The following is a 19,446-nucleotide window of genomic DNA, read 5'->3' on the forward strand; positions in this document are numbered from 1 at the left end:
TCCTCCTTTATGCCGAAAACCCTCAGTGATTCAATCTGAGTCAGCCGCGCGGCGTAACAATGATCTTGCCGATGACCCGCCCGGATTCCTGAGCTTCGTGCGCCTCGACGATGCGCTCCAGCGGCAGGCGCAGGCCTATCGTGGGCGCATAGGCCCCGTCCGCCAGGCATTGCCCGATCGCGGACACAGCGGCGAGCTTGGCGGCCGCTGGCACCGTATAGATGTAGACAAAGCGGAATGCGCTGCCTGCGATCATGGCGCGTAGCAGCGGAAGGGGCAGATGGTCTGACGCCGTCTGCACGGCATAGGCGCTGATGACGCCGCCATTCGCCAGACACTGCAGGTCGATCTCGAGGTTGTCCTGCAGGCTGACATCGACGATGCGGTCGACACCTCGCATGTTGGTTTCCGACCTTACGATCTTGGCAACGTCCTGTGACCATCGGTCGATGACGATATCCGCGCCCGCACGTCGCGCAGCTTCCGCCTGAGCCGGTGAGGAAACGGTGGTGGCGACCCAGGCGCCCGCCCATTTCGCCAACAGGATGGCTGCCGTACCGACGGCCCCCGCTCCACCGTGGACGAGCACAGCGCGGCCCTTCAACTCGCCGTCGGCGATAAGGCAGCGATGCGCAGTGAGTGCCGGAACGCCCAGACAGGCCCCCACTTCGAACGAGCAGTTGTCAGGCAAGGCAATGGCCTGCTGCGTCGGCACGATCGCATATTCTGCGGCCGTGCCGAAGGCGCGCTGATATTGCGCTTCATATAGCCATACCCGTTCGCCAATGCGCGTGTCTGCAACGCCGGCTCCGACCGCGTCGATTACACCTGCTCCATCCTGATGCGGAATCACCAATGGAAATTTGGCTGGGCCGGAGAAACCTGTGCGCGCCTTGATGTCGCTAGGATTCACACCGGACGCATGGATCCGCACGCGGACCTCGCCCGGCGCCGGCTGCGGATCGGGAAATTCGCCAAGCCTCAGTACCTCCGAAGCCTTGCCCTGACGCTCGTAATATGCGGCCCTCATCGATCTGACTCCATGCATTCAATGAAGGCGCCACTATCGGCAGGCAGGGGCTTTTGCACAAGTAGGCACATCTTTGGTATATAGGGATACAAAGTATCCTATTGGGAGCAAACATTGACTTCTTCGACTACCACATATCAATGCTCAGTCGCCGCAACGGTAGACGTTGCGGGAGGGAAATGGAAACCGCTGATCGTGCATTACCTGCTGGATGGCACCAAGCGGTTTGGCGAGTTGCGGCAGTTGATTGGGACCGTGACGCAGCGCTCGCTGACGTTGCAACTGCGCGAACTCGAGGCGGACGGCATCATTACCCGCAAGGTGTTTGCCGAGGTGCCGCCCCGGGTCGAATACTCGTTGACCGAGTTTGGGAAGACGCTGGCGCCCGTGCTGAAAGCGATGAAAAAATGGGGAGACGCCTATATCGATCGCCTGGAGGCTCGATCATCGGGACGCCGCTGACGGTCAATCGCCGAGTCAGGGCGTCAACCGGCCATCGCGACCGATGTGAGCGATGTGATCGATTGGGTCGATGCGGTCACTGCCCGTCAGCTTTCCGGGTCATATCCAAACTCCCGGAGTTCCTGTGCGCAGCGGCAAGCGTTGGCGATCTTTGCCGCCCACTGAATGGCGGCTTCGCGCGATGCAAGCTCCAGCACACAGAAGCCGCCATCGAAGTGCTGCGTTGCGGCATACGTTTCGCTTGAGACCGTACCGTCCGATGCAACCATGAGCGGCGGGACATCGGCGTTAATACCGCCGCCGAACACGTACACGCCTGCAGCCTTCGCCTCGCGTATGACCTCGCGCGCGGCTTGGCCTACCGCAGCAAGTTCCTCGGCGGGAACCACCATCGCACTCGCGGGAAAAGAGATCAGGTATTTCGTCATGCTTTGCCCTCCGGAAATGTGTTGCGTCGCAACGTAGGCTCAAGGCGAGGGACTTGTGGCGAGCCCGAATACGGCGACCAACGCGACATGGCATTTGCAGCCAATGAGACCTTCGATCCATTGAGGCTTTCGATTTTAACCATGCTTTGGCGGACGGATTCAGACATGCGTTTGCGGTGCCGGAAGGCCCGCTGCACAGCGAGCATAGCGGCGACGGCCCTCAACGCCTGACGCTGGCGCGCGCCGCCACGCAATGTCGCATGGCGGCGCGGACCATCCAGCGCGGTTATGCCGCGCTGCGTTGGCGCTCAAGCGCCGTGGTTCAGGCGCGGCGTGCCGTTAGCCATTTGTCCGACGTGAGCGGTTCCGTGCAGATGCGCACTTCGCCGATCTGGCCGAGAAAGCCGTTTGACGGAACGTTGGCATAGACGCCGCCGCCCACGAAGAAGCGGCTGGTGGCGCCGACGGTGGCAATGCCGCGCGTATTGGACGTGTTGCGCAGCACCGGAGCGCCTTCCACATACATCACCGTCTCGTTGGTCGACGGATCGTTGACCACGGCGACGTGGACCCATTTTTCGACGATGATCTCGCCGGACCAGCTCGCGGCAGGGTTCTTGGTGCCGGCCGTGCTTGGCGTCACTTCCCATTGCACTTCGCGCAGGCTGGAGATGGCGAAGATCAGCGGGCTTTCGTCGCCGTCGCCGCTGCCAAAGCCCGCCACCGCGCTGCGCTGGCCTTCGCGCTCCATGATGTTCATCCATGCGTTGTTGGCCGCCGTCCACGATGCCGGCACCTTGATGAACGCTTCCACGGTGTAGCCGCTGTCGAACGTCATCGCATTCAGTGCCGCGGTGGTCTGGGTCGTGAAGTAACTCATGCGCTGGGGACTATTGGTCGAATTGGCGAACTTCACGCTGCCGGGCGCCGCCGACAGGTAGTGATGATCGTTCGACCACGTCAGGTCGCCCAACTGGGCCGCGCCGCCGTTGGCCAGCGCCTCGCGCGTAAGCGGATTGGCACCGGTTACGTCGGCGATCACTTGGCCTACCGGCACGGCCGCACCGTCGGCGCCGCCGAAGAAGCGCCAGTGCGCCACGGTGGACGCCACCTGCGGGTAGTCGTTGGCGTCGGCGGCGGCCTTCTTGTCGGCCACGTTAGGCTCGGTGTAGTTGGCCAGGATCGCGGCCTTGGCGCGATCGTTGATCGGATCGTTGCCGGCCGGCGGCACAGCGAAATCAGGGTTGAAGCGCGCAAAACGCTTGCGGAAATCGAAAGCGAACTCGAACTGATGGTTCTTGTCGGTCAGCACCGCCACGTCGAACTCGTTCAGTGTCTCGGCAGGCTTTTGCGGCACCCACGGCGAGAACGAGATGACTTTGATCTTGCTGTTGGTCAGGTCGAATTCGTAGAGGCGCATCAGGCCGTTGCCGCCCATGTACGCCATCTGGTAGTCGACCACCATTTCCTCAACGGGGTTGCCGAAGTCGTTGGTCTTGGTGAGATGCGCCGCGCCATGATAGTGGCCGTTCAGCGTCATGAAGATCTGGTCGTTATCCCTGATCAGCTTGTCCCACAGCATCAGCCCATACGGCACTTCCAGCGGGCTCACGCCGTCCGGGCCGATGTTGAGCAACTGGTGCGTGGATAGGATGACCGGCACCTTCGGGAAGCGCTTGAGCACGCCGCGCGCCCACGCGATGGCGGCGTCGGACGCGCGCCACGACATCGACAGCACCATGAAGCGGTTACCGTCCACGTCGAAGAAATGGTACTCGTGGAAGCCCGACGGATCGCGACCGCCGAAGGTGGCCTGACGCTGCGCGCGAGTGGTCGTAAAAGTCTTCAGATACGGCTCGTTGGCCAGGTTGCGCTGCGCGTCGGTGTTCGACGCCTGGCTGCTTGCGTCGACGTAGTCCACATCCGAGATCACGTCGTGGTTGCCCGCCAGAATCGAGTACGGCGCGCGGGCGGCCTCCATGACTTGCATGGCCTCGTCAGCGATCTGCCATTGCAGCGGCTTGCCTTGCTGATCCACTACATCGCCGAGGTGAATGGTGAAGGGAATGCGCAGCGCGGCGGCGTTCTGCGTGATCCACTTGGTCTGCGCCAGGAACGGCGTGGAGCCGTACTTGCGCTGGAACTGCAGGTTCTCGTCGGTGGTGGCGTAGCGCGAATAGAACTGCGTGTCCGGCAGCACGGCGAGCGCGAAACTCGATACCTTGGCCGACGGCGCGCCGCCCCCGGGCGTAGCGCCGGGCGTCGTGGCCGGCGAGCTGGCGCCATCGTCGCCGCCGCCGCACGCGGCCAGCAGCGCCGAGCTGCCGAGCGACAGGCCAAGGCCCGCTCTGAGCAGCAGGCGGCGCTGGCGGTCCGGAATGCCTTCGAGGCTGGCGATATCGATGTTGGCTGGTTTGCCCGATGTTTTGTTTTGCATTTCCACTTCCCCGTTGTCCCGCGAAAAGTTCGGGATTCTGGGGCGTGCCCGTGACAGCGTGTTGATCGAACTGTGACGGTTCGAAGTCGCGGGAGGGAAGGGGCAATGGCGCGGCATGCGACCGGCCAGTTGGATATCGGCGTTGCTCTTTGCCGGACTCTTGTAAAGCGCCTGATGCCCGCAGCGGTTGCCTTTTTTAGATCGATTGACCCTTTACTCGACCAACGCCACGGCAGCGGCCGCCTGTAAGGCGCGGGTGATGTGCTGCAGCGTGCTGGAACGCACGGCGGCGTGTTGCCAGTACAGGGGCACATCGAGCCATCGTGCGGGTTCGAGGACCACGATACGTCTGGCGCGCAGCGCGGGTTCGATCAGGGTCTCGGGTGCCAGGCACCAGCCCAGGCCGAGCGCAGCGGCCTCGACAAAGCCGGTGGACGTGGGTAGGTAATGAACCGGCGGCTTGATGCGTGCGCGCGTGATGCGCCGCATGAATCGCCATTGCAGTTCGTCCTTGCGGTTGAACACGATCATCGGCGCGTGGGACAGCGCAGTCGCCTCCATGCCGTCGCCGAAATGACTTGCTGCAAATGCCGGAGAGGCGATGGCGCGATAACGCAAAGCGCCCAGCGCGTGGGACTCGCAACCTTGCAGCGGCTCTGCCTGGGCCGTGACGGCGCCCAGGACCGCGCCGGCGCGAAGAAATTCGAGCGTGTGGTCCTGGTCGTCAACGCGCAGGTCGAACAGGAAGCCATGTTCACGATGCAGCGTAGCCAGTGCCGTTAGCAGCCAGGTTGCCAGCGAGTCGTCATTGACTGCAATGGCGACGGGGCGCGCCAGCGTCGTGCCGTTCTTCTCGGGAAGAAAATCGGCCAGCGCTTCGGCTTGCAGCGCCTGCATGGGTCGGACGCGCCGCAACAGCAGTTCGCCCGCGGGCGTGGGGCGGCATGGCGTCTGACGCACGACGAGTACCTGCCCCAGCCGCTCTTCCAGCGCCTTGATGCGCTGGGACACTGCCGATGGCGTGACGGAGAGCACCCGCGCGGCGGCCTCGAAGCTGCCTTCCTCGATCACCACGGCAAAGGCCGCCAGTTGCGGATGGATCAGGTCCATTTTTCGCCCATTAGTTTTACTTTAGTGGATTCAGAAATATTAGCTTTTCTTTTGTGGATGGGATAGGGCACCATGCGGGCTTTTCCATTGCGAGACTTCCCATGTTTGCTGCTGCCGCGTCTGCCGGCTTCATGACAGGTGCCGGACTGATCATCGCCATTGGTGCGCAGAACGCATTTGTGCTGCGACAGGGCCTGCAGCGCAGAAACGTCGGCCTTGTCGTCGCGGTTTGCTCGCTCGGCGATATCGCGCTGATACTTTGTGGTGTCGCGGGCATCGGCGCGTTGGTACAGGCGTGGCCGGGGATGTTGGAGACTTTGCGGTTTGGCGGTGCGGCGTTTCTGGGCTGGTATGGTTTCCAGGCGGCACGGCGGGCGTGGCGTGGAACGGGCGGGCTGGCACCGAGCCAGGGCGACGAATCAAAGTGGTCGCGCGTGTTGCTTGCCTGTCTTGCTTTTACCTTCCTGAACCCGCACGTCTACCTCGACACCATGGTGCTGGTCGGCAGCCTTTCCACGCGGTACACGGGAATGGTGCGCTGGGCGTTCGGACTGGGCGCCTGTGCGGCCAGCCTCTTGTGGTTCTCCACGCTCGGCTACAGCGCCCGCCTGCTGGTGCCGGTGTTTCGCAAGCCGATGGCATGGCGCGTGCTCGATGCGGTCATTGCGCTGTTCATGCTGGTGCTGTGCGTGACGCTGCTGCGCCATCCGCTTTCCTGATTTGCGGCCCGTGGCCCGATACATGGCGCCAGGTCGCGCAGCCCGGTTCGATCGTTGGCTTCGTGAAACACAGCAGACCGGCTCCTGCGGTCAGCCCACAAAGCCCCTTGCCTGATCGGCAAGGGGCGTCCGCTCTAGCGCAGCAGGTTGGTGCGAGCCAGTTCCACCAGCTCGTCGGCGCGGCCGTTCATCACCGCCTTCATCGCCCACACGCTGAAACCCTTGACCTGCTCGGCCTTGAGCTTCGGCGGCATCGCCAGTTCCTGGGTGTTGGTCACCACGTCGAGCAATGCGGGGCCGTCATGGGCCAGCATGCCGTCGATGGCCTGGGGCAGCGCCAGCGGGTCTTCCACGCGCTCGGCATGCACGCCCGCGGCGCGCGCCATCGCCGCGAAATCGGGATTCTGCAGCGCCGTGCCCGATTCCAGAAAGCCGGACGCCTTCATTTCCAGCGCCACGAAGCCGAGCACGCTGTTGTTGAAGATCACCACCTTGATCGGCAAGCGCTGCTGCACCAGCGTCAGGAAATCTCCCATCAGCATGGCAAAGCCCCCGTCGCCGGAAAACGTGATGACCTGGCGGCCCGGAAATGCGCATTGCGCGCCGATGGCCTGCGGCAGGGCGTTGGCCATCGAGCCATGGGCCAGCGATCCGATCATGCGCCGCCGCCCGTTCATGCGAAGGTAGCGCGCCGCCCAGATCGTCGTCGTGCCGACGTCGAAGGTGAATACCGCGTCGTCCGATGCCTTGTCGCTCAGCAGGCGGGCCAGGTACTGCGGATGGATCGGCCGGCGGCCGCTGTCGCCGGTGGCCAGTTCGTCCAGTTGCCCGCGCGCGCTATGGTAGTGGCGCAATGCGGTGTTCAGGTGAGCGTCGTCCTGCTGCGGCGAAAGCCGGGGCTGAAGCTTGTCGAGCGTGGCGGCGATGTCCCCAACCACACCCATGTCCAGCCGCGTCCTGCGGCCCAGGTTTTCCGGCCTGACGTCGATCTGCACGATCGTGGCGTTCTCGGGATAGAACTGTCGATAGGGAAAATCGGTGCCCAGCATGACCAGGGTGTCGCAGCTCTCCATCGCGTGATAGCCGGAACTGAAGCCGATCAGCCCGGTCATTCCCACGTCGCACGGATTGTCGTACTCGACGTATTCCTTGCCGCCCAGCGCGTGCACCACAGGCGCCTTCAAGGTCTGCGCCAGGCGAACCACCTGGTCGTGGGCCCCGGCGCAACCGCGGCCGCACAGCAGCGTGGTCTTGCGGCTGCTGGCCAGCAGGCTGGCCAGCGCATCGAGCTGCGCGTCGGTCGGCGTCACGACCGGTGCGGCGAGCGTCAGCGATGCCGGTGCCGAGATCGCGGCAGCGGCTTGCCTGAGCGCCACGTCGCCCGGGATCACCACCACCGCGACGCCGCGCCGGCCAATCGCTGTACGGATGGCGGTCTCCAGCACGCCCGGCAATTGCTCGACGCTGGTCACCAGCTCGCAGTAATGGCTGCATTCGCGGAACAACTGATCCGGATGCGTTTCCTGAAAATAGCCCCGGCCGATCTCGGCGCTGGGGATATGGGCGGCAATCGCCAGCACCGGCACGCGCGACCGATGACAGTCGAACAGGCCGTTGATCAGGTGAAGATTGCCGGGACCGCAGCTTCCGGCGCATACAGCCAGGTTGCCGGTCAGGTGAGCCTCGGCGCCGGCCGCGAATGCCGCGGTTTCCTCATGGCGCGTGTGAATCCATTCGATGTCCTTGTGCCGGCGCAGCGATTCTGTGATGCCGTTGAGGCTGTCGCCGACGACGCCATAAATTCGCCTGACGCCGACGCCGTCAAGCACACTGGTGATCAGATCTGCCGCGGTTGTCGCCATGGAATATCTCCTGGTGGGAAATGGACGTAGGGTTTGGTGCGCCCAGGATGGTAGCTATCAGACTAGATCCCGCCGGGCCGCCTGTCTTGCTTCGGCGCCCGACGTTTTTCGGTTGGCACGTTCGGGCGCGCTCCGCCTGCACAATGATAGGCGCGGCGAATGTGTCAGGCGGGATCCCCTGCGCCATCCCATCCGCCGCCAAGCGCCCGGAACAACGCGACGCTGGCTGCGAGTTGGCGTCGATGCACGGCCTCCAGATCACGCGCATCGTTAAGCGCGGCGGCTTGCACCACGTTGACGTCGAGATAGGCGGCGGCGCCTTTGCGATACCGTTCGATGGCTTGCTGCAGCGCGCGGCCGGACGCCGCCACTGCGGCCTGCTGGCTGCGCGCCTCGTCGTCGAGGATCCGCAGTGCAGCGTAGTTGTCTTCCACATCCTGCACGGCCTTGAGCACGGTCTCGCGGTAGTCGGCCGCGCTGGCGTCGAACTGCGCATGCGCGCTGTCCACGCCGGCCTGGCGCTTGCCGCCGTCGAAGATCGTTGCGGCCAGGGCCGGCCCCACGGCCCAGAAACGGCTTGGCGCCGTCAGCCACCCGGCTAAACCCGAGCTTTCGAGTCCGCCAGTGAGATTCAACACCAGCGTCGGGAAGAATGCCGCGCGCGCCACGCCGATTTGCGCATTGGCTGCCGCCACGCGGCGCTCCGCCGCGGCGATATCGGGGCGGCGTTGCAGCAGCATCGCCGGCACGGCGGCCGGCGCGGCAGGTAGCGCGATCGTCGCATCGGCACGGGTGGATTCGCCAGGCAGCTCGAAAGTGCTGGCGGGCTCGCCTGCCAGCGTCGCCAGCGCATGCAGCAACTGCGCGCGGGCCAGCCGCAGATCGGCCAATTGGGCGCGCGTGCTTTCCACCTGGGCCTGTGCCTGCGCGACGTCGCCTTCGGCGGCAATGCCGCCGCGGTAGCGGTTGGTCACCAGTTGCAGCACCGATTCGTAGGCGTCCACGGTCTGCTGCAGCAGCGCCGCCTCGCGATCGAGCGAGCGGATGCCGAAGTAGTCGATCGCGGCTTCTGCCTGCAGGCTGAGGCGCACTGCGGCCACATCGTCGGCGCTGGCCTGGACGCGATCCTCGGCGGCATCGACGTTATTGCCGATGCGGCCGAACAGGTCGGGCTCCCATGTGGCGCCCAGGCCGATGAGGTGATCGGGTGTGGTCTTGCCGGCCAGCGAATGGCCTTTCACATTGGCCGACAAGTGCGTGCTGCTGACGCTGGCCGTGGCGCCGATAGTCGGAAAGTAGTCGGCCCGCGCCGCGCTGACCTGCGCGCGGGCGTCGCGCAGCAGCGCCATCGACTTCAGTACGTTCTGGTTCGATGCGCCGATGCGGGGCAGCAACGCGTCGAGCGTCGCGTCGTGGTAAGCGCGCCACCAGTCCGGCGCGATGGCGTCAGCGCCCACGCCGTGGCTTTCGCGGTAGGCGGCCGGCATCGGCATCGCGGGAGGCTGATAGGGCACGCTGGCGCAGCCGGCCAGCCACGCGCAGGCCAGAATCGCGGCGGCGCGCTTCATGCCGGGCCTCCGTTCGACGCGGCGGCCACCTGCACCGCCATGCCGGTCACGATGCCGTCGCCCGGATTGACCACGACCCGCTCATTGCCCGTCAGCCCGGCCAGTACTTCGACGTGCGAGCCAAAATCGCGGCCGAGATCGACGTGACGCAGCGTCAGCCGGTTGTCCGCGCCCACCACGGCCACCATCGGGCCACCAGCCGGGAACATCAGCGTGCTGGCGGGCAGGTCCAGCGCGGCCTGCGCGCTGCCGATGCGCAGATGCGCCTGCGCGTAGGCGCCGGGCAGGATGTGCCCGTCCTGACTGTCGACGTCGAGCTCGACGCGCAGGCTCCGCGTGACCGGATCGATGGCGCCGGCGGTGCGCGCCACGGTTGCCGGATAGCGTTGACCCGGCGCTTGCGGCAGCGTCAGCCAGGCCTGCGTGCCGGGCCCGAGCGTTGCGTCGGCGTCGTCCTGCGGCACCTGCACATAGACGCGCAGCCGCGTGCCGGCCGAGAGATGGAACAGCTCGCGACCCTGGCCCGGCGCGCTGCCGGCATCGACCAGCGCGCCGGTATCGACGTTGCGCGCCGTGATCACACCATCGAACGGCGCGTGAATCTCGGTGTAGCGCTGCAGTTGCGCAAGCCGCGACGTATTCGATCGGGCTGCGGCCAGTGCCGCTGCCTTGGCATGCATGTCGGCCACTTTCTGATCGGTCTCCTGCTGCGCCACGGAATGGGTGGCCTGCAGGTCCAGCCAGCGTTGGGCCGTGCTGCTGGCCAGTTGCCAGTTGGCGGCGGCCGTGGCCTCGTCGGCGCGCGCCTGGCGCAGTTGGTCGGCCACTTCGGGGGCGTCGATGATCGCCAGCAACTGGCCGGCCTTCACGCGCGCGCCGATGTCTACGTACCAGCGACGCAGATACCCACTGACGCGCGCGTGGATCGCGGCGTCCTCATAGGCGTGCACGTCGGCCGGCAGGACGATCTCGTGCGCGGCCGTCGCGGCGTGCGGCAGCACCACGCGCACGATGGGCGTCTGCGCGGCCTGCGCACGTTGCTGCAGCACGGCGCGGCTTTGCCAGCGCGGTACAACGCCGGCGGTCAGCGCCAGCGCCATGCACAGGCCGGCCGCTGCCAGCATGGCCAGGCGTGCATTGCGGTGCGGCGCGACGGTCTCGATGTCGGGTTCGGTGGGTTTCATGCCAGGCTTTCGTGAGGGATCGGATGGTTGTCGGAGTGGGCGCGCCGGGCCATCCAGCCATGCAGCGCGGCAAAAAAGACCGGCACCAGCACCAGCGTGGCGATCGTGCCGAATGCCAGGCCGCCGATCACGGTGCGGCCCAGCGGTGCGTTCTGGGCCCCGGCGCCGCCGGACCCGAGCGCCATCGGCACCATGCCGAACAGCATGGCCAGCGCCGTCATCGCAACCGGACGAAAGCGGCTGAAGCCGGCCTCCCATGCGGCATCGCGCGGGGATCTGCCGGCGGCCAGGCCGTCGCGCGCGTGGCTGATCACGAGGATGCTGTTGGCGGTGGCGATCCCCACGCAGATGATGGCGCCCGTGAGCGCCGGGACGCTGATCGTGGTGTCCGTGGCAAACAGGATCCACGCCATGCCCGCGAGCGCCACCGGCAGTGCGCCGACGATCGCCAGCGGATCGAGCCACGACTGGAAGTTCACCACCATCAGCAGGTACACCAGCACGATCGCGGCCGCCAGTCCGGTCAGCAGTCCGGCAAAAGATGCGTGCATGGTCTGCACCTGGCCGCGCACCACGATGTCCGACCCGGCAGGCAACTGCGCGCGCGCCTGGTCGACAATGTGCTGCACGTCGGCCGCCACTGCGCCCAGATCGCGGCCACGCACCGCGCCGAACAGATCCAGCACAGGTTGCACGTTGTAGTGCGACACCACGCCCTGCTGGCTAGCTCGCACGATGGTGCCGAACTGCCCAAGCTGACCGGCACCGCCCTGCAGCGCCGTGTCGGCGCCGAGCCCCAGCGGAATGCTGGACAGCGTCTGCAGCGAGTTCATCGCGTACTGCGGCACCGAAACCGCCAGCGGATAACTGACGCCGTTCCTGGGATCGAGCCAGAAATTCGGCGCGGTCTGGCCGCTGCCGGATAGCGCAATCAGCAGGTTCTGCGCCACCTCGCGCTGCGAAAGGCCGGCCTGCAGCGCGCGGGTGCGGTCCACCTCGACAGTCAGCGCCGGCTGGTCCGCCGGCTGCTGCAGGTGCAGATCCGCCAGGCCCGGCACGCCGGCCAGCTTGCGCAGCAACTGATCGGCCACCTTGCGGTTGCCGGCCAGATCCTTGCCCACGATCTGGATGTCGATCGGCGCAGGGAGGCCGAAATTGAGAATCTGGCTGACCATGTCCGCCGGCAGGAACGAGAAGCTTACGCCCGGGAAGTCCTTGCGCAACGCCGCGTCGAGCTGTTCGATCAGCGCGCCCGATCGCTCGGCGCCCGGCTTCAGCGACACCAGAATTTCGGCGTCTGCGGTGCCGATCGGCAGCGCCGCGTCATAGGTGAGGTTGATGCCGCTGACCGGCAGGCCGATGTTGTCGACGATGCCGGCCACGTGATCGGGCCCGGCCACGCGCCGGATCTCGCCTTCGACCCCATCGGCAATGCGCGCGGTTTCCTCGATGCGCGTGCCGGTGCGCACGCGCATGTGCAACCGGATCTCGTTGCCATCGACGGCTGGGAAGAAATCCTGCCCGAGGAACGGCACCAGCGTCATCGATGCGGCGCAGGCGAGCGCAAACACCAGCATGGTGCGGCGCGGCATGGCCAGCGCCGCAGCCAGCAGGCGTGCATAGGCCGCGCGCACGCGCTCAAAAGCGGCCTCGAAGCGCGCATGCGCCTGACCACACCAGCGCGCAATCGGGCCGGTGGCGGGACGCGCCGCTGCCTCGCCGCGCAGCAGGTAGTGCGCCAGCGTGGGGATCAGCGTGCGGGACAGGAAATAGGACGCCATCATCGCAAATACCACGGCCTCCGCCAGCGGTACGAACAGGTAGCGCGCCACGCCGCTGAGCAGGAACATCGGCAGGAACACGATGCAGATGCACATCGTCGACACCAGCGTGGGCAGCGCGATCTCGCCCGCCCCGTCGAGGATGGCCTGTTCCAGCGGCTTGCCCGTTTCACGATGGTGGGCAATGTTCTCGATTGCCACGGTGGCGTCGTCGACCAGCACCCCCACGGCGAGCGCCAGACCGCCCAGCGTCATGATGTTGAGGGTTTGGCCGAGCGCCGCGAGCGCGATCAGCGCGGCCAGCACCGACAACGGGATGGTGATCGCAATGATCAGCGTGGCGCGCCAGCTGCCGAGAAACAGCAGGATCATCGCCGCCGTCAGGCATGCGGCCACCAATGCCTCGTGCAGCACGCCATCGATGGCCGAGGTGACGAACACGGACTGGTCCGACAGCGGCTGCACCTGCAAGGACTTCGGCAGGCCGGCCAGGATGTGCGGCAACAGTGCGCGGATCTGCGCCACCACGGTGAGGGTGGACGCGCTGCCGGTCTTCTCGACCTCCAGCAGTGCCGCGCGCTTGCCGTCGTGTCGCACCACGTTGGTCTGCGGCGCGTAGCCGTCGCGCACCTGGGCCACATCGCGCACCAGCACCGTGCCGTCCGGGCCGCTGCGCACGGGCAGGTCGTTGAGTGCGGCCACGGTCTGCGTGCTGCCGTTGAGGTCCACGCGGTATTCGAGCGCGCCGATCTTGGCGGAGCCGCCGGGCAGCACCAGGTTTTGCGCGTTGATGGCGTTGACCACGTCCAGCGGGGCCAGGCCGCGTGCCTGCAGCGCCGGCATGTTCAGGTCCACCATCACCTGGCGCACCTTGCCGCCGTAGGGCAGCGGCACCGCGGCGCCCTGCACCGTGGCAAGCTGGGTGCGGATGAAGCTGTTGCCCAGGTCGTACAGCTGCTGCTCCGGCAACGTGTCGCTACCGAGCGCCAGCCGCAGGATCGGCACAGTCGACGCGTTGTAGCTCAGCACCAGCGGCGGCGTGGCGCCGGGCGGCATCTGCTTGAGGATCGATTGCGCGCCGGCCGTGGCTTGCGAAATCGCACGGTTGATGTCGGCGCCGGGATGGAAGAACACCTTGATCACCGCCACGCCGGGCAGCGATTGCGACTCGATGTGCTCGATGTTGTCGACGTCGGTGGTCAGCGACCGCTCGTAGCCGGTGACGATGCGCTGCGCCATGTCCTGTGCGGACAGGCCGTTGTAGCTCCACACCACGCTCACCACCGGGATGTCGATCGACGGAAAGATATCGGTCGGCATGCGCACGATGGCCACCGCGCCGCCCAGCAGGAGCAGGATGGCAAGGACGATGAAGGTATAGGGCCGGCGCAGGGCGAGCCTGACAATCCACATGCAATGTCTCCCGGCGCGTGGCGGCGCGGCAATCGGTTCAGGAATGAATGGCGATTCTAAAAAGCGGCCGCCCTGTGCAATCCGGTCAAAACGATTACAGTCTTGTCATCCATACGCGCGATGCCGCCCGCTACCATGTTGCGGGCGATGTACAAGCGTGTGCGCTGCCGCAAGCAAGGGACTGGACCATGAAGATCCTGGTGATCGAAGACGAACCGAAAACCGGCGAATATCTGCGCAAGGGGCTTACCGAGTCGGCCTTTGTGGTGGATGTCGCGCGCACCGGCGCGGACGGCCTGCATCAGGCGATGGAAGCCGATTACGACCTGATCATCCTCGACGTGATGCTGCCCGGCATGAATGGCTGGGACGTGTTGCGCCGGCTGCGCGAATCCAAGGACACACCGGTGCTGTTCCTGACCGCGCGCGACGAAGTGGAGGATCGCGTGCGCGGTCTGGAACTAGGCGGGGACGACTATCTGGCCAAGCCCTTCGCATTCGTGGAACTGTTGGCGCGGGTCCGTACGCTGCTGCGGCGCGGCCCGGTGCGCGAGGCCGACCGCATCGAGGTGGGCGATCTGGAGATCGATGTGCTCCGGCACCGTGTGACGCGCGCCGGCCAGCGCATCGATCTGACGCCGCGCGAATTCGCGCTGCTGCATTTCCTGGCGCGCCGCTGTGGCGAAGTGCTGAGCCGCACCCAGATCGCATCGCACGTCTGGGACATGAATTTCGACAGCGACACCAATGTGGTCGACGTGGCGATCCGTCGCCTGCGCGTCAAGATGGACGACCATTTCACGCCGAAGCTGATTCACAGCGTGCGCGGTATCGGCTACGTGCTGGAGAACCGCAAGCCGTGAACGCGCGCCGGCTTGCCCGTTCGCTGACCGCGCGGCTGGCGCTGGCGTTCGCGCTGACTGCGGGCTGCGCGTTCGCCGGCGTGGGCCTGTATCTCTATCGCGCGCTGGCCATGCAGATCATCGAGCGTGACGACTCCGAACTGCTGCGCAAGGCCATGCGCGCGCGAACCGAACTGGCCAGCCTGCCCGCTGGCGCGCCCCCGGCTGAGCAGTGGCGCGAAATCAGCGGCATTGTGAGCGGCAACGAGGAATTCGGCCTGCGGCTCCTGGCGCCCGACGGCACCCTGATGATCGAGGCCGGCGCACGGCCGGGCGAGGTGCCCGCGATGACACCGGTGGGCTTGAACGATCCACCATCGGCCACCGCAATCCAGACCTGGCAGACGCGCGGCGACATTCCCGTGCGCGGTCTCTCGATGCTCGCGCGCACGGGCGCCGCGCCCGAAACGATGCGGGTGGACCTGTACCAGGTGGCCACTTCGCGGGTGGCGTTGCTGCGCGACTATCGTCTGAAACTGAGCATCGCCGTCTGTCTCGGCGCACTGGCGGCGGGCCTGCTCGGTTACGCCGCATTGCATGCGGGCATGGCGCCACTGCGGCGCATTGCGGCGGGCACCGCATCCGTGACATTTGCCAGCGGCACGCTGCCGGTGGACCCGTCGCGCCTGCCGGCCGAACTGGACGAACTGGCGCGGGCGCTGCAACGAATGATCGACCGGCTGCGCGAGCGCTATGAACGGCTGTCGCAGTTTTCGGCCGACCTGGCGCACGATTTCCGCACGCCCATCGGCAACCTGCTGGGCCAGACCCAGGTGGCGTTGTCGAGCGAGCGGCCGGTGGAGGAATACCAGGCGTTGCTGGCCTCCAATGTGGAAGAGTACGAGCGGCTGTCGCGCATGATCGAGAACATGCTGTTCCTGGCTCGCGCGGACAATGCGCAGGTGGCGATGAAGCGCGTGACGCTGGATCTTGGCGCCGAGCTGGCGCGGCAGGCCGACTATTTCGAACTGCTGGCCGACGCGCGCGGCATCGCCATCGAGGTGGCAGCCAGTGGCACGCTCGAGGCCGACGCCACGCTGTTCCGGCGCGCGTTGGGCAACCTGCTGTCGAACGCCGTGCAGTATTCGCCCGAAGCGGCCGTGATCACGCTGCGCAGCTGGCGCGAGCAAGATCGGGTGGTGATCGAGGTGGCCAATCCCGGCCCCGGCATCGCGGCCGAGCACCTGCCCAGGCTGTTCGACAGATTCTTCCGTGGCGACCCCGCTCGCGCCAATTCCGGCGAATCGTCGGGCATCGGCCTGGCCATCGTCAAGACCATCATGGATCTGCACCACGGCAGCGTGCAGGTGGAGTCTGTGGTGGACGGACTGACCGCGTTCCGGCTCGTGTTCCCGGACGCCCCGACCGGCCCCGGCACGCCTGCCGCGGCCTGAACGCCTGCCGCCCGGGTTTGCTACGTCGACAGAACGTCGATCACCCTGCCCGGATTCAGAATGCCCTTCGGGTCCAGCGCCTGCTTGATGGCGCGCATCAGCGCCAGTTCCGCGGGGCTGCGCGAGTGGTGGAGGAACGGCTTCTTGTGCACGCCGATGCCGTGCTCGGCCGATATGCTGCCGGCAAACTGGCGGACGACCTGGTAGGCCACGGCGTCGATGGCGGCTTCGGGAAAGTCCGCTGCGGCCACGCCGGGCAGGTGCACGCTGAAATGCAGGTTGCTGTCGCCGACATGACCGAAGTTCACCAGTTCGGCGCCGGGCCACTGCGCCAGCACCGCGGTGCGCAGCGCGTCGGCAAACGCGCCGATCCGGCCGATCGGCAGGCTCACGTCGAACGCGGCGTTCGGCGCCCACATCTGCGGAAATTCCGCCACGGCGTCGCGCAGTTTCCAGAAGCTCTCGGCTTCCTTGCCGCTGGCGGCGATGGCTGCGTCGACGATCAGTCCTTCGCTCATGGCGTCCTCAAGCATGCGCTCGAATGCCGCACCGTCTGCATCGGCGTCGCTGCCTTGCAGGTCGACGAGCACATAGAACGGATGGCCTGAGGGGAGGGGCGCACGCACGCCGGGTACGCGCGTGGTGACCAGCGTGTAGTAGTCGGCCCACATCGCCTCGAACGCCGAGACCCGGCCCGACAACGCACGCTGCGCATGACGCAGCAGCTTCACCACGTCCTCGAACGATGCCAGCGCGCAAAGTGCGGTCTGCGTGCTCGAAGGCAAGGGCGCCAGCCGCAGCACCGCGCGCGTGATGACGCCAAGCGTGCCTTCGCTGCCGACGAAATACTGGCGCACGTCGTAGCCGGCGTTGTTCTTCAACATCTTGTTCAGCGATGTCAGCACCGTGCCATCGGCCAGCACCACTTCCAGGCCCAGCACCTGATCGCGCATCATGCCGTAGCGGATCACGCGATTGCCCCCAGCATTGGTGGCGATATTGCCGCCGATCTGGCAACTGCCGCGCGCGCCAAGGTCGACCGCCAGCAGCCATCCCGCTTCGCGCGCGGCATCCTGCGCGGCCTGCAGCGTGGTGCCCGCGAGCACGGTCATGGTGCCGGACTGCGCGTCGATTTCCTCCACGCCGCGCATGCGCTCCAGTGACAGCACCAGTTCGCCAGCGTGGGGCGTGGCGCCGGCCGCCAGCCCCGTCAGCCCGCCCTGGGGCACCACGGGCTGACCGTGGCGATGGCACAGCGCGAGGATCGCGGACACTTCCTCGGTCGAGCGGGGCCGCGCCACGGCAAGCGGCGGCGCGCCGAGCGGCGCATACCAGTCCTTGCGGAAGCGCATCTCGATGGCGTCGCCGGTTTGCAATCCGGCGGGATCGAGCAGCGCGGCGAGTTCGGCTAACAGGGGCGTATTGGCAGTCATGGAAACAAGTGAGGGACGTCGTCACGATGATGCGCAACCTACGTGGCGCATGCCGTCGCGTAAAGAACCATTCGCGTGAGGCGCGATGGCACCAGTCATGCACCGCTCCAGGCCTGCTCACTGATGCGCGCGGCAATCGTCCTGGGCGGCTCCTGCATGCGCGCCATATGTTCCAGCGCGGGCTCGATCACTTCCGCCAGCTTGCGGAATGCGGGCCCGATCTCGGCTTCGGGCACGCATGCATAGCCCAGCAGCAGGCCCTGCTGCGTCACCGCGCCTTCACTGTAGTAGCGCGACAGCGGCCGCGCCGACAAGCCTTGCGTGCGCGCCGCCATGCTGATGCCAAGATCGTCGGCACCCGGCGGCAGATGCATCACCATATGCAGTCCGGCCTCGTGCGTGGAGGTGGGCCAGTCGTCTCCGAAGCGGGTGGCGATCGCCTCGCGCAGCAACGCCTGGCGCTGCGCATAGCGTTGCCGCATGCGGCGGATATGGGTGGCGTAGTGGCCTTCCTCGATAAAGTCCGCCAGCACGGCCTGCTGTACCAGCTGGCCTTCGCGATACAGCTCCGACAGCCCCGTGGCGAAATGCGGCGCCAGCGGCTTTGGCAACACCATGAAGCCCATGCGCAGGCCCGGGAACAGGGTCTTCGAGAACGTGCCCATGTAGATCACGCGGTCGTTGTCGTCGAGCCCCTGCAGCGATGCGACGGGACGGCCCTCGAAGCGGAACTCGCTGTCGTAGTCGTCCTCGATGATCCACGCGCCGCGCTGTCGCGCGTATTCCAGCAGCATGCGGCGCCGCGACAGGCTCATCATCATGCCCAATGGATACTGGTGCGACGGCGTGACAAAGATGAAGCGCGGCGGATCCTGCAGCGTGGCGGCCGTGGGTGCGATGCCCTCGTTGTCCACCGGCACCGGAATCGGCTCCACGCCCGCGCTGTATAGCAGGCTGCGGGTGCCCCAGTACCCGGGGTCTTCCATCCACGCCTTGTCGCCGGGGTCGGCCAGCAGGCGCGCGATCAGGTCGACGGCCTGGTGGATGCCGGTGGTCAGGATGATCTGGTCGGGCTCGCACCGCACCGATCGCACCAGCCGCAGATGCTCGGCCAGCAGTTTTTTCAGCGGCAGGTAGCCGCCGTGGTGCGCATACGTCAGCAATTGCGGGCTCGGATTGCGCCAGTGCTTGTTAAGCAGACGCGCCCACACGGCGTGCGGAAACAGCGAGACATCGGGCACGCCGGCCACGAACGCGCCCCATTGCCGGTCCGATGCACTGGCATGGGACACCAGATGCTGGCCGCGTCGCGATAACGCATATCGGTTGGGATGTTGCTGCATTGCGGGCACATCGATGGTGCCAGTCGGCGCACTGCCGTTGTGCAATGCACGATGGTCGGGAACCGTATGCGACACGAAGGTGCCACTTCCGCTCGACGCGGTGACGTACCCCTCGGCAAGCAACTGCTCATAGGCATATAGCACCGTGTTGCGCGATACGCCGATCTCCTTTGCCAGCACGCGCGACGCGGGCAGCTTGCTGCCCGCAGGCACAGCGCCAGCAAGGATTTCCTGCCGGATGATCACATAAAGCTGGCGATTCATATGCTCGCCGGCCTTGCCGTTCCATGCACCATCCTGGGTTGCTGCGCGACGTTCCAGACGTTGCAGCAGCAGCTCGGAGAGAAGGGTCTCTTTCAAAGTGGCTCCGGACAAAAAAC

14 protein-coding genes are annotated in these 19,446 nt (G+C 66.2%); 4 read left to right on the top strand and 10 right to left on the bottom strand.

Annotated elements, in window-relative coordinates; genetic code table 11:
• Positions 1-40: 40 nt before the first annotated feature.
• Positions 41-1,048: an NADPH:quinone reductase gene (locus AC1RKI_RS19460; protein ID WP_492796668.1), complete on the bottom strand. Its 1,008-nt coding sequence runs from the start codon at positions 1,046-1,048 to the stop codon at positions 41-43.
• A 96-nt stretch (positions 1,049-1,144) separates the two neighbouring features.
• Between AC1RKI_RS19460 and AC1RKI_RS19465 the strand changes: the two genes are divergently transcribed.
• Complete coding sequence (locus tag AC1RKI_RS19465; RefSeq protein ID WP_492796670.1) at positions 1,145-1,492, top strand: winged helix-turn-helix transcriptional regulator; 348 nt, start codon at positions 1,145-1,147, stop codon at positions 1,490-1,492.
• A gap of 86 nt (positions 1,493-1,578) precedes the next feature.
• Here the strand turns inward: AC1RKI_RS19465 and AC1RKI_RS19470 are convergent, their stop codons facing one another.
• The 3 genes from AC1RKI_RS19470 to AC1RKI_RS19480 all read right to left on the bottom strand — a co-directional run bounded on the left by AC1RKI_RS19470 (position 1,579) and on the right by AC1RKI_RS19480 (position 5,467).
• A complete protein-coding gene (locus AC1RKI_RS19470; RefSeq protein WP_200899067.1) occupies positions 1,579-1,920 on the bottom strand; it encodes a YciI family protein in 342 nt (113 codons plus the stop codon).
• A gap of 322 nt (positions 1,921-2,242) precedes the next feature.
• Positions 2,243-4,357, bottom strand: a complete 2,115-nt coding sequence (locus AC1RKI_RS19475) for a LamG-like jellyroll fold domain-containing protein (protein ID WP_492796672.1) — start codon at positions 4,355-4,357, stop codon at positions 2,243-2,245.
• Positions 4,358-4,570: 213 nt separating this feature from the next.
• A complete protein-coding gene (locus AC1RKI_RS19480; RefSeq protein ID WP_227460303.1) occupies positions 4,571-5,467 on the bottom strand; it encodes a LysR family transcriptional regulator ArgP in 897 nt (298 codons plus the stop codon).
• A gap of 101 nt (positions 5,468-5,568) precedes the next feature.
• Here AC1RKI_RS19480 and AC1RKI_RS19485 point away from each other — a divergent pair, with 101 nt between their 5' ends.
• Positions 5,569-6,186, top strand: a complete 618-nt coding sequence (locus AC1RKI_RS19485; protein WP_061958803.1) for a LysE/ArgO family amino acid transporter — start codon at positions 5,569-5,571, stop codon at positions 6,184-6,186.
• Between the two features lie 134 nt (positions 6,187-6,320).
• Here AC1RKI_RS19485 and poxB read toward each other — a convergent pair whose 3' ends face one another.
• The 4 genes from poxB to AC1RKI_RS19505 form a co-directional block, all read right to left on the bottom strand.
• Positions 6,321-8,048 carry a ubiquinone-dependent pyruvate dehydrogenase gene (gene poxB / locus AC1RKI_RS19490; RefSeq protein WP_227460301.1) on the bottom strand — a complete coding sequence of 576 codons (1,728 nt, stop codon included), beginning with the start codon at positions 8,046-8,048 and terminating at the stop codon, positions 6,321-6,323.
• Positions 8,049-8,212: 164 nt separating this feature from the next.
• A complete protein-coding gene (locus AC1RKI_RS19495) occupies positions 8,213-9,616 on the bottom strand; it encodes an efflux transporter outer membrane subunit (RefSeq protein ID WP_492796675.1) in 1,404 nt (467 codons plus the stop codon).
• A complete protein-coding gene (locus AC1RKI_RS19500) occupies positions 9,613-10,800 on the bottom strand; it encodes an efflux RND transporter periplasmic adaptor subunit (RefSeq protein WP_150981229.1) in 1,188 nt (395 codons plus the stop codon). The genes AC1RKI_RS19495 and AC1RKI_RS19500 overlap by 4 nt, the downstream gene beginning before the upstream one ends.
• Positions 10,797-13,994, bottom strand: coding sequence for an efflux RND transporter permease subunit (locus AC1RKI_RS19505; RefSeq protein WP_492796677.1), 3,198 nt, complete (start codon positions 13,992-13,994; stop codon positions 10,797-10,799). Before AC1RKI_RS19505 ends, AC1RKI_RS19500 begins: the two co-directional genes overlap by 4 nt.
• A gap of 188 nt (positions 13,995-14,182) precedes the next feature.
• On the opposite strand from AC1RKI_RS19505, the gene AC1RKI_RS19510 reads away from it, so the two are divergent.
• Positions 14,183-14,857: a heavy metal response regulator transcription factor gene (locus AC1RKI_RS19510; protein WP_061956925.1), complete on the top strand. Its 675-nt coding sequence runs from the start codon at positions 14,183-14,185 to the stop codon at positions 14,855-14,857.
• Positions 14,854-16,290, top strand: coding sequence for a heavy metal sensor histidine kinase (locus AC1RKI_RS19515; RefSeq protein WP_061956873.1), 1,437 nt, complete (start codon positions 14,854-14,856; stop codon positions 16,288-16,290). Before AC1RKI_RS19510 ends, AC1RKI_RS19515 begins: the two co-directional genes overlap by 4 nt.
• 20 nt (positions 16,291-16,310) lie before the next feature.
• Here AC1RKI_RS19515 and AC1RKI_RS19520 read toward each other — a convergent pair whose 3' ends face one another.
• Entirely contained in the window at positions 16,311-17,723 is a 1,413-nt protein-coding gene (locus AC1RKI_RS19520; protein ID WP_492796680.1) for an FAD-binding oxidoreductase, read from the bottom strand.
• Positions 17,724-17,818: 95 nt separating this feature from the next.
• Positions 17,819-19,426 carry a MocR-like pyridoxine biosynthesis transcription factor PdxR gene (gene pdxR, locus AC1RKI_RS19525; protein ID WP_490713846.1) on the bottom strand — a complete coding sequence of 536 codons (1,608 nt, stop codon included), beginning with the start codon at positions 19,424-19,426 and terminating at the stop codon, positions 17,819-17,821.
• Positions 19,427-19,446 lie beyond the last annotated feature (20 nt).

This window comes from Cupriavidus sp. GW822-FHT06G04 (genome assembly GCF_058799075.1).

What these genes read in the sequence shown, in the direction of transcription:
- AC1RKI_RS19460 (WP_492796668.1), bottom strand. Translation starts at nt 1,048, where the DNA reads ATGCATGGAGTCAGATCGATGAGGGCCGCATATTACGAGCGTCAGGGC.
- AC1RKI_RS19470 (WP_200899067.1), bottom strand. Translation starts at nt 1,920, where the DNA reads ATGACGAAATACCTGATCTCTTTTCCCGCGAGTGCGATGGTGGTTCCC.
- AC1RKI_RS19475 (WP_492796672.1), bottom strand. Translation starts at nt 4,357, where the DNA reads ATGCAAAACAAAACATCGGGCAAACCAGCCAACATCGATATCGCCAGC.
- AC1RKI_RS19480 (WP_227460303.1), bottom strand. Translation starts at nt 5,467, where the DNA reads ATGGACCTGATCCATCCGCAACTGGCGGCCTTTGCCGTGGTGATCGAG.
- AC1RKI_RS19485 (WP_061958803.1), top strand. Translation starts at nt 5,569, where the DNA reads ATGTTTGCTGCTGCCGCGTCTGCCGGCTTCATGACAGGTGCCGGACTG.
- poxB (WP_227460301.1), bottom strand. Translation starts at nt 8,048, where the DNA reads ATGGCGACAACCGCGGCAGATCTGATCACCAGTGTGCTTGACGGCGTC.
- AC1RKI_RS19495 (WP_492796675.1), bottom strand. Translation starts at nt 9,616, where the DNA reads ATGAAGCGCGCCGCCGCGATTCTGGCCTGCGCGTGGCTGGCCGGCTGC.
- AC1RKI_RS19500 (WP_150981229.1), bottom strand. Translation starts at nt 10,800, where the DNA reads ATGAAACCCACCGAACCCGACATCGAGACCGTCGCGCCGCACCGCAAT.
- AC1RKI_RS19505 (WP_492796677.1), bottom strand. Translation starts at nt 13,994, where the DNA reads ATGTGGATTGTCAGGCTCGCCCTGCGCCGGCCCTATACCTTCATCGTC.
- AC1RKI_RS19510 (WP_061956925.1), top strand. Translation starts at nt 14,183, where the DNA reads ATGAAGATCCTGGTGATCGAAGACGAACCGAAAACCGGCGAATATCTG.
- AC1RKI_RS19520 (WP_492796680.1), bottom strand. Translation starts at nt 17,723, where the DNA reads ATGACTGCCAATACGCCCCTGTTAGCCGAACTCGCCGCGCTGCTCGAT.